This is a genomic window from Plantactinospora sp. CNZ320, assembly GCF_002846275.1.
In genome coordinates this window covers 4,122,040-4,136,716 of sequence record NZ_PJMP01000001.1, presented here as the reverse complement: position 1 = coordinate 4,136,716, position 14,677 = coordinate 4,122,040, and the positions used below count along the sequence as shown (strand labels likewise).

General features: G+C 70.7%; 18 protein-coding genes and 3 tRNA genes. 19 read left to right on the top strand and 2 right to left on the bottom strand.

What is annotated here, in order from left to right; translation table 11 throughout:
* Positions 1-26: 26 nt before the first annotated feature.
* From CLT71_RS18260 to CLT71_RS37040, 10 genes are all read left to right on the top strand, one after another.
* Positions 27-500 (top strand): GNAT family N-acetyltransferase, encoded by a 474-nt coding sequence (locus CLT71_RS18260; RefSeq protein WP_101368174.1) that lies wholly within the window; start codon positions 27-29, stop codon positions 498-500.
* Between the two features lie 17 nt (positions 501-517).
* Entirely contained in the window at positions 518-937 is a 420-nt protein-coding gene (locus tag CLT71_RS18255) for an arsenate reductase ArsC (protein WP_199187630.1), read from the top strand.
* Between the two features lie 78 nt (positions 938-1,015).
* A complete protein-coding gene (locus CLT71_RS18250; protein ID WP_101368172.1) occupies positions 1,016-1,363 on the top strand; it encodes a metalloregulator ArsR/SmtB family transcription factor in 348 nt (115 codons plus the stop codon).
* The gene (locus CLT71_RS18245; RefSeq protein ID WP_101368171.1) at positions 1,360-1,881 is read left to right on the top strand and encodes an SRPBCC family protein; all 522 of its coding nucleotides are present in this window, start codon (positions 1,360-1,362) and stop codon (positions 1,879-1,881) included. Before CLT71_RS18250 ends, CLT71_RS18245 begins: the two co-directional genes overlap by 4 nt.
* 41 nt (positions 1,882-1,922) lie before the next feature.
* Positions 1,923-2,327, top strand: coding sequence for a nuclear transport factor 2 family protein (locus CLT71_RS18240; RefSeq protein WP_101368170.1), 405 nt, complete (start codon positions 1,923-1,925; stop codon positions 2,325-2,327).
* A gap of 196 nt (positions 2,328-2,523) precedes the next feature.
* Positions 2,524-2,931 carry a YciI family protein gene (locus CLT71_RS18235; RefSeq protein WP_101368169.1) on the top strand — a complete coding sequence of 136 codons (408 nt, stop codon included), beginning with the start codon at positions 2,524-2,526 and terminating at the stop codon, positions 2,929-2,931.
* Between the two features lie 8 nt (positions 2,932-2,939).
* Positions 2,940-4,121, top strand: coding sequence for a DUF6596 domain-containing protein (locus CLT71_RS18230; protein ID WP_101371558.1), 1,182 nt, complete (start codon positions 2,940-2,942; stop codon positions 4,119-4,121).
* A gap of 43 nt (positions 4,122-4,164) precedes the next feature.
* Positions 4,165-5,067, top strand: a complete 903-nt coding sequence (locus tag CLT71_RS18225) for a hypothetical protein (RefSeq protein WP_143743503.1) — start codon at positions 4,165-4,167, stop codon at positions 5,065-5,067.
* A 41-nt stretch (positions 5,068-5,108) separates the two neighbouring features.
* Entirely contained in the window at positions 5,109-5,717 is a 609-nt protein-coding gene (locus CLT71_RS18220) for a cadmium resistance transporter (protein ID WP_199187629.1), read from the top strand.
* Between the two features lie 122 nt (positions 5,718-5,839).
* Entirely contained in the window at positions 5,840-5,998 is a 159-nt protein-coding gene (locus tag CLT71_RS37040; protein WP_158242253.1) for a hypothetical protein, read from the top strand.
* An 87-nt stretch (positions 5,999-6,085) separates the two neighbouring features.
* On the opposite strand, the gene CLT71_RS18215 is transcribed toward CLT71_RS37040, so the two are convergent.
* On the bottom strand, positions 6,086-6,982 hold the full coding sequence (locus tag CLT71_RS18215; protein WP_101368167.1) for a virginiamycin B lyase family protein: 897 nt from the start codon (positions 6,980-6,982) through the stop codon (positions 6,086-6,088).
* 77 nt (positions 6,983-7,059) lie between these two features.
* Positions 7,060-8,691, bottom strand: a complete 1,632-nt coding sequence (gene abc-f / locus CLT71_RS18210) for a ribosomal protection-like ABC-F family protein (RefSeq protein ID WP_101368166.1) — start codon at positions 8,689-8,691, stop codon at positions 7,060-7,062.
* Positions 8,692-8,829: 138 nt separating this feature from the next.
* Here abc-f and CLT71_RS18205 point away from each other — a divergent pair, with 138 nt between their 5' ends.
* The 9 genes from CLT71_RS18205 (at position 8,830) to CLT71_RS18170 (ending at position 14,610) form a co-directional block, all read left to right on the top strand.
* Positions 8,830-9,489, top strand: a complete 660-nt coding sequence (locus CLT71_RS18205) for a TetR/AcrR family transcriptional regulator (RefSeq protein WP_101368165.1) — start codon at positions 8,830-8,832, stop codon at positions 9,487-9,489.
* A 514-nt stretch (positions 9,490-10,003) separates the two neighbouring features.
* Positions 10,004-10,183 carry a hypothetical protein gene (locus CLT71_RS36530; RefSeq protein WP_143743502.1) on the top strand — a complete coding sequence of 60 codons (180 nt, stop codon included), beginning with the start codon at positions 10,004-10,006 and terminating at the stop codon, positions 10,181-10,183.
* A gap of 39 nt (positions 10,184-10,222) precedes the next feature.
* The gene (locus tag CLT71_RS18200) at positions 10,223-12,757 is read left to right on the top strand and encodes a sensor domain-containing phosphodiesterase (RefSeq protein ID WP_101368164.1); all 2,535 of its coding nucleotides are present in this window, start codon (positions 10,223-10,225) and stop codon (positions 12,755-12,757) included.
* A 117-nt stretch (positions 12,758-12,874) separates the two neighbouring features.
* Positions 12,875-12,947, top strand: a tRNA-Thr gene (locus CLT71_RS18195).
* A 25-nt stretch (positions 12,948-12,972) separates the two neighbouring features.
* Positions 12,973-13,045 (top strand) — tRNA-Met (locus CLT71_RS18190).
* A 132-nt stretch (positions 13,046-13,177) separates the two neighbouring features.
* The gene (gene rpmG / locus CLT71_RS18185; protein ID WP_013288652.1) at positions 13,178-13,345 is read left to right on the top strand and encodes a 50S ribosomal protein L33; all 168 of its coding nucleotides are present in this window, start codon (positions 13,178-13,180) and stop codon (positions 13,343-13,345) included.
* A 213-nt stretch (positions 13,346-13,558) separates the two neighbouring features.
* Positions 13,559-14,005: a MaoC family dehydratase N-terminal domain-containing protein gene (locus CLT71_RS18180; RefSeq protein ID WP_101368163.1), complete on the top strand. Its 447-nt coding sequence runs from the start codon at positions 13,559-13,561 to the stop codon at positions 14,003-14,005.
* A gap of 1 nt (position 14,006) precedes the next feature.
* Entirely contained in the window at positions 14,007-14,399 is a 393-nt protein-coding gene (locus CLT71_RS18175; RefSeq protein ID WP_101368162.1) for a MaoC family dehydratase, read from the top strand.
* 138 nt (positions 14,400-14,537) lie between these two features.
* A tRNA-Trp gene (locus tag CLT71_RS18170) sits at positions 14,538-14,610 on the top strand.
* Positions 14,611-14,677 lie beyond the last annotated feature (67 nt).

Below are 14,677 nucleotides of genomic sequence, written 5' to 3'. Positions count from 1 at the left end.
ACACTGGTCACGTCACCGTTGCCGAGATGAGGGACGAGCACGCCGAGGAGGTGCTCGAGATCTACCGGCTGGGGATCGCGACCGGGAACGCCACGTTCGAGACCGATCCGCCGACCTGGGAGAAGTACACGACAAGCCGGCTCCAGCAGCACCGGTTCGTCGCCCTCGACTCCGGCGGCCAGGTCACCGGTTGGGTGGCATGTAGCCCTGTCTCGGATCGCTGTGTCTACTCAGGAGTGGTCGAGCACTCCGTCTATGTGCATCCGGAAGCGCGTGGACGCGGGGTCGGCCGTGATCTTCTCCACGCTCTGATCGCCTCGACGGAACGGGCCGGCATCTGGACGATCCAGTCCGGCGTCTTCCGGGAGAACGTGGCCAGTCTGGCCCTGCACGCAGCCTGCGGCTTCCGGGTAGTGGGGGTCCGCGAGCGCGTCGGGCGTCATCACGGCGTCTGGCGCGACGTGACCCTGATCGAGCGGCGCAGCCCGGTGATCACCTGATGGGTCAAGGAGAACCGGTGGTCGACAAACCCTCCGTCCTGTTCGTCTGTGTACACAACGCCGGCCGTTCCCAGATGGCGGCCGGCTGGCTGCGCCACCTCGCCGGCGACAGCATCGAGGTGCGGTCCGCCGGTTCGGAGCCATCGGAGCGGACCAACCCGGTGGCCGTCGAGGCGATGCGGGAGGTCGGCATCGACATTTCGACCGAACGACCCAGGGTCCTCGACTGGGAGACCGCCGAGGCCAGCGACGTGATCGTCACGATGGGATGTGGCGACACCTGTCCCGTCTTCCCGGGCAAGCGCTACGAAGACTGGTCGCTGACCGACCCCGCGGGCCAACCTCTGCCCGTTGTCCGCGAGGTCCGCGATGAGATTCGCGCCCGCGTCGTGCGCCTTCTCGCGGAACTCGACCCGGGTACGGCCGGAGCGGGTTGATTCGACCGACTCCGAAAGAACCGGAGCGCTCTGCAAACAATCCTTTGTGCAAATGATCGTTTGTGTTAGGGTCGAGGCATGCCATCCACGCTCGTCGTGCCCGAGCCGGACCTCGACTCGGCCTTCGCCGCTCTCGGTGACCCCGTCCGGCGCGCCCTGGTGACCCGACTCGCCAGTGGTGACGCCACGGTTGGCGAACTCGCGGAACCCTTCGACCTGACCCCACAGGCGATCTCGCACCACGTCGGTGTCCTGCGGCGGTGTGGCCTGGTCGAGCAGCGACGCGAGGGCACCAGGCGCCCGTGCCGGCTCAGGGTCGACCGGCTCGCACTGCTCGGCACGTGGATCGACGAGCAGCGCCGCGCCTGGAGCGACCGGCTCGACGTCCTTGAGCAGCATCTTGCCGACGACGGAGCGGTCCGTTGACCGCCAGATCGGAGCTTCGTGGCGACGAGTTGATCGCCAAGCGCCACTTTCCGGCGACTCCCGAACGTGTCTGGGGCGCCTTCACCTCACCGGCGAGCATCGCGGCGTTCTGGGGCGGTTCCCACGCCAGCGTTCCCGTCGACTCGGTGGTCGTCGACCTGCGTCCCGGTGGGGAGTTCGCGCTCGACACCCGGGCGCCGGACGGCGCGACCCGCCGGCTCCGGTTCGTCTACGTGATCGTCGCCCCACCGCACGAACTCGTCTTCGACGAGCCCGTCACCGGGCTCCGCACCACGATCGACGTCCGCCCCGCCGACGACGGCGGCACGGACCTCACGGTCCACCAACGTCGGCTTCCGCCCGAGCTTCGGACGGCCCAGGCCAGCGAAGGGCTCGCCTCGATCCTCGACGCCCTCGCCGCACACCTACAGGCCCCGCCGCACACCTACAGGCCCCGCCGCACACACCTACAGGCCTCACCGCACAGCAACAAGCAACGTGACACCACACCAACGTGACACCACACCAAACGGGACACCACACCAGGGCGGAGAACATCATGATCCAGAAGACCCAGCGTGACCTCGTCGCGGAGTACTTCGAAGGATTCCGGGCGAGTGACCACGCCCGGATCCTGGCGACCCTCACCGATGACGTCGAGTGGGTCATCCACGGCCATCGGGTCACCCGTGGCAAGGCGGAGTTCGACGGCGAGATCGAGAATCCGGCGTTCACCGGCAGCCCCGAACTCGACGTACAGCGGGTTCACGAGGATGGTCCGGTCGTCGTCACCACCGGCGAGGGCCGTGGCGCCACAGTCGAGCACGGGCCGTTCCGGTTCGCCTTCAACGACCTTTTCACGTTCCGGGACGGACTTATCGCCCGGGTCGACTCCTACGTCGTCCCCCTGCCCGAGGCAGCGGACGACTCGGCGGCGGTGGGCGACCCGGCCCAAGCTCGCTGAGCACACCAGCCTCCGGCCGCCCCGCCCTCGCACCGTCTGTGCGGGGGCGGCGCCACCTCTCGGGCACCCCACCGACCAGGGCGGGCTTCGCGCGCAAAATAATCTCGACCAGCATGTCGAGAACCGGTGACCGGCTCCGTCCCCGGCTGTGAACGCGACCAGAATGGGTCGCACACCGGTACCAAGGAGAAACACGATGGCGAAGTACCTGCTGCTCAAGCACTACCGTGGCGCCCCGGCTCCGGCCAACGACGTACCCATGGACCAGTGGACGCCGGAGGAGATCACGGCGCACGTGCAGTACATGGCCGACTTCGCGGCCCGGTTCGAGAAGACGGGTGAGTTCGTCGACGGCCAGGCGCTCGCCCCCGAGGGGACGTTCGTCCGGTACGACGGCGAGGGACGGCCGCCGGTCACCGACGGCCCGTTCGCCGAGACCAAGGACCTGATCGCCGGCTGGATGGTGATCGACGTCGACAGCTACGAGCGTGCCGTCGAGCTGGCCGGGGAGTTGTCGGCCGCCCCCGGTGCGGGTGGGAGGCCGATCCACGAGTGGATCGAGCTGCGCCCCTTCCTCGCCGAGCCGCCGACCATCACGGAGTGACCTGCCGGATGGACGAGGCACTGCTCAGGAGTCTCACGCCGAGCGTGCTCGGGATCCTCGTCCGCCGCGGAGCCGACTTCGTGGCGGCCGAGGATGCCGTACAGGACGCGCTGGTCGAGGCGGTCCGGACCTGGCCGGCCGACCCGCCACGGGACCCGAAGGGCTGGCTCGTCACCGTGGCCTGGCGTCGGTTCCTCGACGCGACCCGGGCGGACGCCGCCCGCCGCCGTCGTGAGGACCTCCTCGACGAGGAGCCGGCGCCCGGGCCCGTACCCGCGGTGGACGACACTCTCCAGCTCTATTTTCGCTGTGCCCATCCGTCGTTGAGCCCGTCGTCGGCGGTCGCGCTCACGTTGCGCGCCGTCGGCGGGCTCACCACCCGGCAGATCGCCCAGGCCTATCTGGTACCCGAGGCGACCATGGCGCAGCGGATCAGCCGGGCCAAGCGCACGGTCTCCGGCGTACGGTTCGACCAGCCCGGCGACGTCGCCACCGTGCTGCGGGTGCTCTATCTGGTCTTCAACGAGGGCTACTCCGGTGACGTCGACCTGGCGGCCGAGGCGATCCGGCTCACCCGGCAGCTCGCGACCGCGATCGACCACCCCGAGGTCGCGGGACTGCTCGCCCTGATGCTGCTGCACCACGCCCGGCGTGCCAGCCGGACGGCACCCGACGGCAGCCTGGTGCCGCTCGCCGAGCAGGACCGTGGCCGGTGGGACACCTCACTCATCGCCGAGGGCGTCGAGATCCTCCAGGCGGCGCTCGCCCGCGACCGGTTGGGCGAGTTCCAGGCCCAGGCGGCGATCGCGGCGCTGCACGCCGACGCGCCCATCGCCGAGGAGACCGACTGGGTGCAGATCGTCGAGTGGTACGACGAACTCGCGCGCCTGACCGACAGCCCCGTCGTCCGGCTCAACCGGGCGGTGGCGGTCGGCGAGGCGGACGGACCGCGCGCCGGGTTGGCGGCGCTCGCTGCGCTCGACGACTCGCTGCCCCGTTACACGGCGGTGGCGGCGTACCTGCACGAGCGTGACGGGGACCTGGCGACGGCGGCACGGCTCTACGTCGAGGCGGCCCGCAAGGCGGCCAACCTCGCCGAGCGCGACCACCTGACGCGTCAGGCCGCCCGGCTCAACACCCGCCGTTCGGTGATCGCCGGGACCGAGAGAGTTCGTGATCGCCGGGACTGAGAGAGGCAGCCGTCGCGACACCACTGTGGAATGATCGCTGACCGTGCGCCCCACGCGCGTCCTGTTGACGCTCTTCACCGTCGCCGGCACGCTCTCGGTCCTGGCGACGCTGGTCTCCGCCGACCGCGCCGCCGCGCAGTCCGCCCTGGTCGCGTCGGCCGCACTTGTCGGGTACGTCCTGGTGGCCGGTCCGGCCCTGCCACGGGTACGACCGGCGCTGATCGCCGGCCTCGTCCTGCTCGCGATCCCCGCTGCGGTGGAACTGTGGCGGGAATCCACACAAGCGGCCCCCCGCCGGTTGCTGATCCCGTTCTACGCACCGATGGACGGTGGAGCCGCCTCGACGGGGCGTCCCGCCCTGCCACAGTCGATCCTGGACCAGTGGCGGCAGGGGCTCGACCAGCAACGGCTCGCCAGCGTGGCACTGCTGCTCGGAGTCCTCTGCCTGGCCGTGGCGGTACTCGCCCTGCCGGTCCGGCAGCGACCGAAGGCCGCCGTACCGGCCGCAGCCGTCGCCGTACTCCTGCTCGTGAGCCTCGGTGTGAACCTCTGGCCCCGGGTGGACGATGCCCCGCTGCTCGGCCTGCTCGGAGCCGGCTGGCCGGCGCTGCTGGCCACGCTCGCGGCGGCGGCTGTGCTTGCCCTGTCGGCGTCACGAGCCGACCGGGCCGTCTTCGTTCCGCTCGGGGCGCTGCTGGTCATGGTCTCGGCGGCGATCGCCTTCCGCGATCTCGTCCGCAGATGGTCGTCCTGGTGGATGTTCACCAATCCGGATGACGGCGCCCTGATGTCGGTCGGCATCGCCGCGTCGCTGGCCGGACCGGTCGACGTCTCGGCGGCGCTGTTGGCTGCGGTGACGCTCGCCGGGCCGCTGCTGCTCGCGGTCGGCGCCCTGCATGCCTCCCGGGCAGCCGCCGCCTCCCCGGCCGCCGACGACCCGGCCTGACCGTTTTCCGGGGACTCGGGCTTTCCGTAGAGTCCGTGCTCGTGGGGGATCTGGTCGGGACGCTACTCGCGGCGGTCGGGCTCTTCGCGGGTACGAACGTCGACGACATCATCGTGCTGACCGTGCTCTTCCTCTCCGCCCGCGCGGCGGGCCGGCCGCGACCGTGGCAGATCTGGGTCGGGCAGTACGCCGGGATCGCCGTTCTGGTCCTCGTCTCCGCGGTCGCCGCGCTCGGCCTGACGATCGTGCCCGACCGGTGGGTGGGGTTGCTCGGCCTGCTTCCGTTCGCCCTCGGGGTGCGGGGACTCGTCTCGGCGGTGCGTGCCCGGGGCGAGGACGCGCCGCCGTCGCCGGTCGTGGCCACCGGCCTCTTCTCGGTGCTCGCGGTGACGGTGGCGAACGGCGCCGACAACATCTCCGTGTATACGCCGACGTTTCGCACCATCGGGCTCGCCGACAGCCTGCTCACCGTGGCGGTCTTCGCGATCGGGGTGGCGGCCTGGTGTCTGGCCGGGTCCTGGCTCGGCGCACACCGGCGGGTCGTCGACCTGGTACGACGTTTCGGGCACTGGATCGTGCCGGTCGTCTTCATGGTGATCGGCGCGGTGATCGTGATCGAGTCCGGCGTGCTCGGCCGGCTCGGGGGTTGACCGCCCGCTGGCGCGGTGCGGCCCGGCGGGCGGCGCCCGAGAAGCTTCCGCGCAGTCGTTGGGGCGGCGACAATGCCTCTCGTGGGCCGGCGACAGCCGTCAGGCTGGTCTAACGTCTCGGCATGATCTCCACCGGCCAGGTTCCCGAACTGCTGTTCGCGCTCACCGTCAACCTCGCGCTGGCCGTGGTGGCGCTCGTCGCGCTGTACTGGGTGATCCGGCTGGCGGTACGGCACGCGATCGCCGACGCCGACCGCCGCCGGGCGAACCAGCAGCGGTGACCCGGCCGTCGGGCCCGGTGGTCCGGACCCGGGCGGCCACGACCCGGTGGGGGACCGGCCCGAGCCTCCGCTACGGCGTCACCTCCGCTACGGCGTCAGCCGGGCGAGGCTGCCGATCTCCAACGCGACCCAGACGATTCCGTCCGGGTCGACAGTGATCCCGTGCGGCTCCGAACCCGGCGTCGGCAGGTCGTACTCCCGGATGCTGCCGTCCGGGTCGAGCCGCCCGACCCGGTTGGCGCCCCATTCTGTGAACCAGTAGCTCCCGTCCGGCGCGGCGGTGATCGCGTGCGGCCGGGCGGCGCGGTCCGGCAGCGGAATTTCGGTGATCTTCCCTTCCGGGGTGATCCGGCCGAGTTGGCCGGCGCCGATCTCGACGAACCAGACCGCGCCGTCGGTGCCGACAGCGATGCCGACCGGTCCGGCATCGGCCGTCGGCAGCGGGTGCAGCGTGATGTCGCCGCCCACCTCGATCCGGCCGATTGCGTTCGCCTGGTTGAGGGTGAACCAGAGTGCCCCGTCGGCACCGACGGTGATCCCGGAGGGGAAGCCGCCCGTCTCGGGGAGCGGGTACTCCTCGACGACGCCGTCGGTGCTGATCCGGCCGATCCGGTCGGCGTTCATCTCGGTGAACCAGAGTGCGCCGTCCGGCCCGGCGACGATGCCGTACGGGCCGCCGGCCGGCGACGGGATCGGATACGAACTGAGCTGCCCGTCGGTGCCGATCCGCCCGATCAGGTGGTCCTGGGAGCGGGTGAACCAGAGCGCGCCGTCCGGTCCAGGGGTGATCACGCAGGGGCGGCTCGCCGATTCGTCGAGTTGGTGACGCCGAACATCGCCGTCACGTGTCATTCGGACAATTTCCCCGGCATGCACCAGGGTGACCCATATCGCGCCGTCCGGCCCGACGGTCACGCCGTACGGGCCGGCGGTGGAATCGGCTATCGGAAACTCCCGTACCGACGGATGTCGCGAGGATGTCATTTCGGTTCTTCCTCCTTCGGAATTCGGCCGGCGGGCACCATCCCGAATCGCAGACCGGTGCCGCCGCGCTTTCGTGGTCAGGCCGCGACCGGAGCCGCTTCCGGGTCGAGTGCACCGCGGCTCATCACCCGGTGCTCGCCGCGCCATCGCTCGCGCAGCCGCCGGTCGTGACTGACCACCAGCACCGCGCCCGGATACTCCATGAGTGCCGCCTCCAACTCCTCCACCAGGCCCGGTGACAGGTGGTTGGTCGGCTCGTCGAGCAGCAGCAGGTCGGCCGGCTCGCTGACCAGCCGGGCCAGCGCGAGCCGTCGCCGCTGGCCGGTGGAGAGTTCCCCGACGGGTACGTCGAGCCGCTCCCGGTCGAAGAGTCCCAGTGAGAGCAGTTCGTCGGCGTACTCGTCCGGCTGCCCGGGCCGGCCTCGGCCGAAGGCGTGCAGCAGGGGTTCCCGGGGCCGTCCCACCTCGACCTCCTGGGCCAGGTAGCCGATCCGACCCCGCCGGACCACCCGGCCGGCGTCCGGCGCCAGCTCGCCGGCGAGTACCCGCAGCAGGGTGCTCTTTCCCGCCCCGTTCGCCCCGCTGACCAGGAGTCGTTCCCCGCTACCCAGCGTCAACCGGGTCTCGCCCAGCCGCCCCCGTACCGCCACACCGTCGGCGTGCAGCAGCACTCCGGTGCTGCCGTCGGCCGCCAGCGTCGGGGTGAACCGGAGCGGTTGCGGTGGCGGCGGCACGGGCTGCTCGGTCAGCCGGCGCAGCCGCTGTTCGGCGTTGCGTACCCGGCTGGCGACGGACTGCTGTACCCGGCCGGCGTGCCGGTCGTACGCCAGTTTGTTCCGGTCCTTCATCTCCCGGCCCGGTGCGACCTGCCGGGCCGTGGTCGCCACCGCCTCGCGCAGCCGGCCGATCTCGGTCTGCCAGTCGAGGTACGCCTGGGCCCAGCGTTGCCGGGCCGCCGCCTTGGTGGCGAGGAATCCGGCATAGCCCTCGCCGTAGCGGACCAGGGTGTGCCGGTCACCGTCCACTTCGATCAGTGTTCCGGCGACCCGGTCGAGGAAGACCCGGTCGTGCGAGACCAGCACCGTGCTGCCCCGCCGGGCGCGCAGGTGCTCCTCCAACCAGTTCAGCGAGTCGTCGTCGAGGTGGTTGGTCGGCTCGTCGAGCAGTAGCACCTCGGAGCCGGCCGACAGCACGGCGGCGAGGTGCAGCCGGGCCTGCTCGCCGCCGGAGAGCTCGCCGAGCCGCCGGCTCCGGTCGATCCCGGCCAGGCCGAGCGCGTGCAGCGTCCGTTCGACCCGGGCGTCGGCGTCGTACCCGCCGCGCAGCTCGAAGACGGTGGCCAGCTCGCCGTACTCGGTCAGATGCCGCTCGTCGCCGTCGCCGAGCAGCGATTCCAGTTCCCGCAGCCGGGCCTCGATCCGGCGCAGCTCGGCCAGGGCGTCGTCGATCGCCTGCCGCACGGTCAGGTGTCCCGGCAGCGGCGCGTCCTGCCCGAGGTAGCCGAGCCCGCCGGTGGTGACGACTGTGACCCGTCCCTCGTCGGGTTGTTCCCGTCCGGCGAGCAGCCGGAGCAGGGTGGATTTGCCGGAGCCGTTCTCGCCGATGATCGCGGTGCGTTCGTCGGTGGCGATGGCGCAGCTGACCGCGTCGAGCACGGTCCGGTCGGCGTAGCGCTTGGTGACGTTGTGCAGGCTGAGCTGGGTGGGCATGGGAGCGACTCCTGTCGTCGACGGATCTGCCACCGGTTGCCTGGTGCGGCGCGGCGGCGCGGGACGCGGGGTGACGCTCACCTGATCATCGGACTGCTACCCACCTTAAGGCGACGAATGTTGCAGTAAGATCCTGCCATGCCACTGCCCCGACCGCCAACCGATTCCGCCCCCGGGCCCGTTCGCAGGCCCGGAGGACGCAGCGCCGAGGTCCGCCGCCGGGTCCTCGACGCGGTACGGGACCACCTCGTCGAGTACGGCTACGACGCGCTGAGCATCGACGCCGTGGCGGAACGGTCGGGGGTGCACCGCACCACTGTCTACCGGCGCTGGCGCGACGTCGGAGGGCTGCTCGCCGACGTACTCGTCTCGGCAGGCGACGACGACTGGCGGCCACCCGACACCGGCTCGCTGGAGGGCGACCTGCTCGCCGTCAACGCGGAGGTGTACGCGGCGCTCACCGCCGAGCCGCCGGTCACGACCGCGCTGATCGCCGCGTCGTTCCGTTCGGCGCCGGCCGCGGCCGCCCTCCGCTCCTTCTGGGCCGACCGGTACGACCGGTGCGCCGTCATCGTGCGGCGGGCCGTCCAGCGTGGCGAGGTACCGGCCGACTGCGATGCGCGCAGGCTGCTCGTCGCCGCAACCGCGCCGGTCTACCACGAGCTGGTGTTGCTGCGAACCTCGCCCGACCAGCGGAGTGCCGCGGCGGCCGCCCGGGACGCGGCACTCGCCGCCCGGGCGGGTGCCTTCACGGACGGTGGCCGTGCCGACGACGCTCTCCGCGTTCCGCGTCCCTGACCAGTCCGCGTTCCTGACCCGCTGCGCGTTCCTGACCTGTTCCGCGTTCCGGACCTGTTCCGCGTTCCTGCCGGTTCGGCGTCTCGGGGGAGCGCGGCACCCCGAGCTGTCTGGTGTGGAGGGCGGGCCGATCCCGCCGTGGCCCCGTTGACGTGGGCCGGCCGGTCGGCGGCAGCATGACGAAGGGTGGTCCGTCCGTAATGGGCAAACTCGGGCGCTTGCGTTGGTTTAGCCGATATCAGTCGACAACGGTATTTGACAGGGCTGATCGCGTACGGGTAGTGAGTCTTATTGAGCGCTGAGTGAATCATGTCGGCCATTTGCTGGCGATTGGGTTGCAGCCGGCCGGGGGACTTGTCCCTACCGAACGGTTAGACTTTGCCGATCCCCGGGTGGTCGCCCTTCCGATGGCTTTGCCGGTTCACGGGACTGTGGCACCATCATGGAACATCCAGCTTTCACCACACCATCTCGACGGGAGCGAACAATGCCTGCATGGAGGTTGGGCCGGTACGTGGGCTCTCTTCTTGTGCTCGCCGGGCTTACCGTCGGTGGCTTCGCCGCCCAGGTAGGCCCGTTCGACGCGGTCCAGCGTCCGGCCCACGGGGTGGTCGCGGATGCCGAGACGCCGACGCCCGAGGTCCCTCCGGCCGATGCGGTCGAGTTCACCGCCTTCGGTTGGGCTTGGGACTAGGCAGCCTGGCCCCGGGAGGGCCCCACCGTCGGGAGAAACATGGCTGACCGCCCTGCATCGGCGCGCCGGTCTGCCGAGCACGCCTGGTTGATTACCGGGCCGCTCGCGATCCTCGCGGTCGTCTTGGCGGTCGCCCTGGGACTGCTCGAGCCCGAGCCGCTGAAGAACTGGCAGCTCGCCATCGGACTGCTCGGTCTCGTCCTGCTAGCCGAGACCCCGGTGCTGCACGTCGTCGTACGTCGCCAGACCACCACCATCTCGCTCACCGAGATCTCCCTGCTCTTCGCGCTGTACCTGGTCCCGCCGCTCACCGTCGTGGTGATCTTCACACTCAGCGCGGTCATCACCGGCCTGCGGCTCCGCTCGGCTCCGCCGAAACTCTGGTTCAACGTCGCCCGGGCCGCCGCTGCCGGTGCCATGGCCGGGCTGGTCCTGCTTGCCCTGCCCGAGATGCGGGGGTTCGGCCCCGGCACCTGGGGCATCCTCGCCACCGCCGTCGCCAGCCACTCGCTTGTCACCCTCGCGGCCGTGGCCGCGGTCTTCGCGGCGATGCACGGCTCGGCGGCCGGCTGGGAGGTGGTCCGCACCTCCGGGCCCGGCCTGGTGACCGTCGCGATCAACGTCGCGGTCGGACTGGTCATCGTCATCTGCCTGCGCGCCACCCCGTGGTCGGCGCTGCCGCTGCTCGCGCTGACCGGCGCGGCGATCCTGGTCTACCGCTCCTACGGCCAGTTCTTCCGCCAGCACCGCACCCTCGCGGACGTCTACGAACTGACCAAGGCGATGAGCGAGAGCGGCCAGGACGGCACGCTTGCCGACGTACTGCTGGGTCGGGTGCGGGCGCTGATGCGTGCCGAGTACGCGACTCTCTGGCTGCCCGCGAAGGGTCGGCACCCGGAGGTGCTGCTCACCGCCCGGGTCGACGATCCCGGCCTGCTCGATCTCTCCCGCACTCCGGCGATCGCCCGGCAGCAGGCGTGTGAGCAGGGCCGGACCGTCGCCGTCGGCAGCCGGCTCGGCGGGGACCGGGAGGTCCGCGAGGCGGCACGGGAGGCCCGGGTCAACGACGTCATCGTCGCTCCGCTCCGCTCCGGCCAGGCCGTGATCGGCTCGCTGGAGGTTGTCAACCGACTCGGCGGCTCGGTCGGGCACTTCACCCCGGCCGACGTACGGATATTCGAGACGGTCGCCGCGCACGCCGCCGTCGCCCTGGAGAACTCGCGGCTGGTCGACCGGCTGCGGCACGACGCGTACCACGACGGGCTGACCAACCTGCCCAACCGGCGGCGGGTGACCGGGGCGCTGGAGGAGGCGGTCCGGGTACGCGCACCGAACGAGGTCGTCGCGCTGCTCCTCTTCGACGTGGCCGGGCTCCGCCAGGTCAACGAGTCCGTCGGGCACGCGGCAGGCGACCGGGTACTCGTCGAGGTGGCGACCCGGTTGCGCGCCTCGGCCCCCGCCGCCGCGCTGGTCGGCCGGGTCGGCAGCGACGAGTTCGTGGTGACGCTGCGGATGGAGAGCATCGACGCGGCGCTCGATCTCGCCGCCGAGCTGCGTGAGCAGATCCGCGACCGGATGGTCTTCGACGTGCTCGTCCTCGACATCGACACAGTGGTCGGGGTCGCGGTGCACCCGGATCACGGCGACGACCCCGCGACCCTGCTCCAGCGGGCCGATCTCGCGGTGACCAGGGCCAAGTCGGCCCCGGACGGTATTCAGCTGTTCAGCCCAGGGCTGGAGTCCCGGTCGTCACGGCGGCTCGGTCTCGCCGGCGACCTGCGCCGCGCGCTCGACCACGCAGATGTCGAGGTCTACTACCAGCCCAAGGTCAACCTGACCGACCGGCGGTTGGTCGGGGTGGAGTGCCTGGCCCGGTGGGTGCACCCGGCGCACGGGACGGTGGCTCCGGAGGACTTCGTGGCGGTGGCGGAGCACACCGGCCAGCTCTCCGAGCTGACCAGGCTGGTGCTCGGCGAGGCGCTGCGGCGCAGCCGGGACTGGACCAGTGGTGGCAACACGCTCGCCGTCTCGGTCAACATCTCTCCGCGTACCCTCGCCGACCAGCAGTTCCCGGCCCTGGTGCAGGGGATGCTCACGGAGTACGGCGTCGCACCGGAGTTGCTGACCCTGGAGATCAAGGAGGCCGGCGTACTGGACGGCACCGAACGCGCGGTGCCGGGGTTACGCCGGCTGCGTGACATCGGGGTACGCCTCGCCGTCGACGACTTCGGTACCGGCCACTCCTCGCTCTCCTACCTGCGTCGGTTGCCGGTCAACGAGGTCAAGGTCGACCGCTCGTTCGTGCAGGGGATGGCGACCGACCCGGTGGATCTGGCGATCGTCAACGCGGTGGTGACACTCTCCCAGCAGTTCGGCCTGGCGGTGGTGGCCGAGGGGGTGGAGAGCGAACTCACACTGGAGCTGCTCCAGGACATCGGGTGCCAGATCGGGCAGGGCTTCCTGTTCAGCCGTCCGCTGCCGTACGAACGCCTGGAGGCGTGGTTCGCGGCCCAGTCGGAATCCGACACCTCGACCGGCCCGGCCGACGTACGGCGGCTGCGCGCGGTGCCCTGACCTGCGCCAATGATCCGGGATCGATGTCCCGATATGGCTACCGGGGATCTGATTTCACCTCGTGCCCGACGACGTGTACTCTTACCCCTGCGCGCCAGCAGGAAAGATCGCGTGCGCGCCCCCTTAGCTCAGTCGGCAGAGCGTCTCCATGGTAAGGAGAAGGTCTACGGTTCGATTCCGTAAGGGGGCTCAGAGGGTTCTGTTGGACCCGCCACGGCGGTGTAGCTCAGATGGCAGAGCAAGCGGCTCATAATCGCTGTGTCGCCGGTTCAAGTCCGGCCACCGCTACTCTCGGGCGCCGGGGCAAACCCGGAGACCGAAACAAGAGGGCGCTGTCGGCGCCCACTTTGCGTGTCCGCGTGGCAGGCGTCTACGCTGGTACGTCGTAGTTCAGTCCGCTAACGAGGAAGGCGCCCCGCCGTGGCCAAGGCGACCGATGTCCGTCCCAAGATCACTTTGGCGTGTGTGGAGTGCAAGGAGCGCAACTACATCACGCGTAAGAACCGCCGTAACGACCCGGACCGCATCGAGCTGAAGAAGTTCTGCCCCCGGGACGGCAAGCACACCGTTCACCGCGAGACCCGCTGATCCGCGCCGACGTGAGTCGGCCGACCAGAGTCCTCCAGCATCGCCGTTCCGGTCCTGGCGAGCGCGCCCCGAGCCCGCTCCCGCCCAGACCCGGGGCGGCGATTCTGCGTCTGCGCCGAGCCCCCGCGCGGCGGCTCTTCCTGTGTGGCGGGCTCGTCCCGGCCGCCGGGCGGTGGCCCCGGCGGATCGCGCCCGCCGTGTAGGTTCGGCGGCATGTCCCTGGACCCGTCCTTCGTCGGCCGCAGCTATCCGCCGACCCCGCCCCACCAGGTGGGCCGCGAGAAGATCCGAGAGTTCGCCACGGCGATCGGGGCCGCCGATCCGGCGTACCACGATCCGGATGCCGCCCGCGCGCTCGGGCACGCCGACGTGGTGGCGCCGCCGACCTTCCCGTTCACGATCACCATGGCGGCCAACCGGCAGATCGTCGAGGATCCGGAACTCGGCATCGACTACAGCCGGGTGGTCCACGGCGACCAACGCTTCCGCTACACCCGCCCGGTGATCGCCGGCGACGAGCTGACCTGCGTCAACACCGTCGAGGAGATCCTCAACCGGGGCGCACACAGCTTCATGACCACCCGTACCGAGGTAAGCACGACAGCGGGGGAGCCGGTGGTCACCGTCTGGACCAAGCTCGTCGTACGCGGAGAGGGCTGAGATGGATCTTTCACCTCGTACCTTCCGGATCACCCGCGCGGACCTGGTCCGCTACGCGGGTGCCTCGGGCGACTTCAACCCCATCCACTGGAGCGACCGGTTCGCCACCAAGGTGGGACTGCCCGGGGTGATCGCGCACGGCATGTTCACAATGGCGCTGGTCGGGCGCGCGGTCACCGACTGGGCCGGTTCCCCGGACGCGGTGGTGGAGTACAGCGTCCGGTTCACCCGGCCGGTCGTGGTGCCCGACGACGACGAGGGGACCGAGATCGAGGTGAGCGCCGCCGTCCGGGGCGAGCCCGAGGATGGACTCACCCGGCTCGACCTGACCGCCACCTGCCAGGGCGAGAAGGTGCTCGCCCAGGCCCGGGCGGTGATCCGGACCCCGGCTTAGCTCCGGCGGGACCAGTTGCGACGGGCTCGCTGGGGTACACCGGTTGGGAAACTCGTGCCTCTACCCGTACACTGGTCCGCCGTGGGGCAAGTGGCCTCTACTCAGGCGTGCGTGCCTGAGTGGGCCGGCTGCCCCCACAGGGGTGTAGCTCAATTGGCAGAGCAGCGGTCTCCAAAACCGCAGGCTGCAGGTTCAAGTCCTGTCACCCCTGCGCCTACGGCCTGACCGGTCCCGGGATCGGCGTCGCCATCACCTGTGGCGACCGGCTCGTGTTGGTG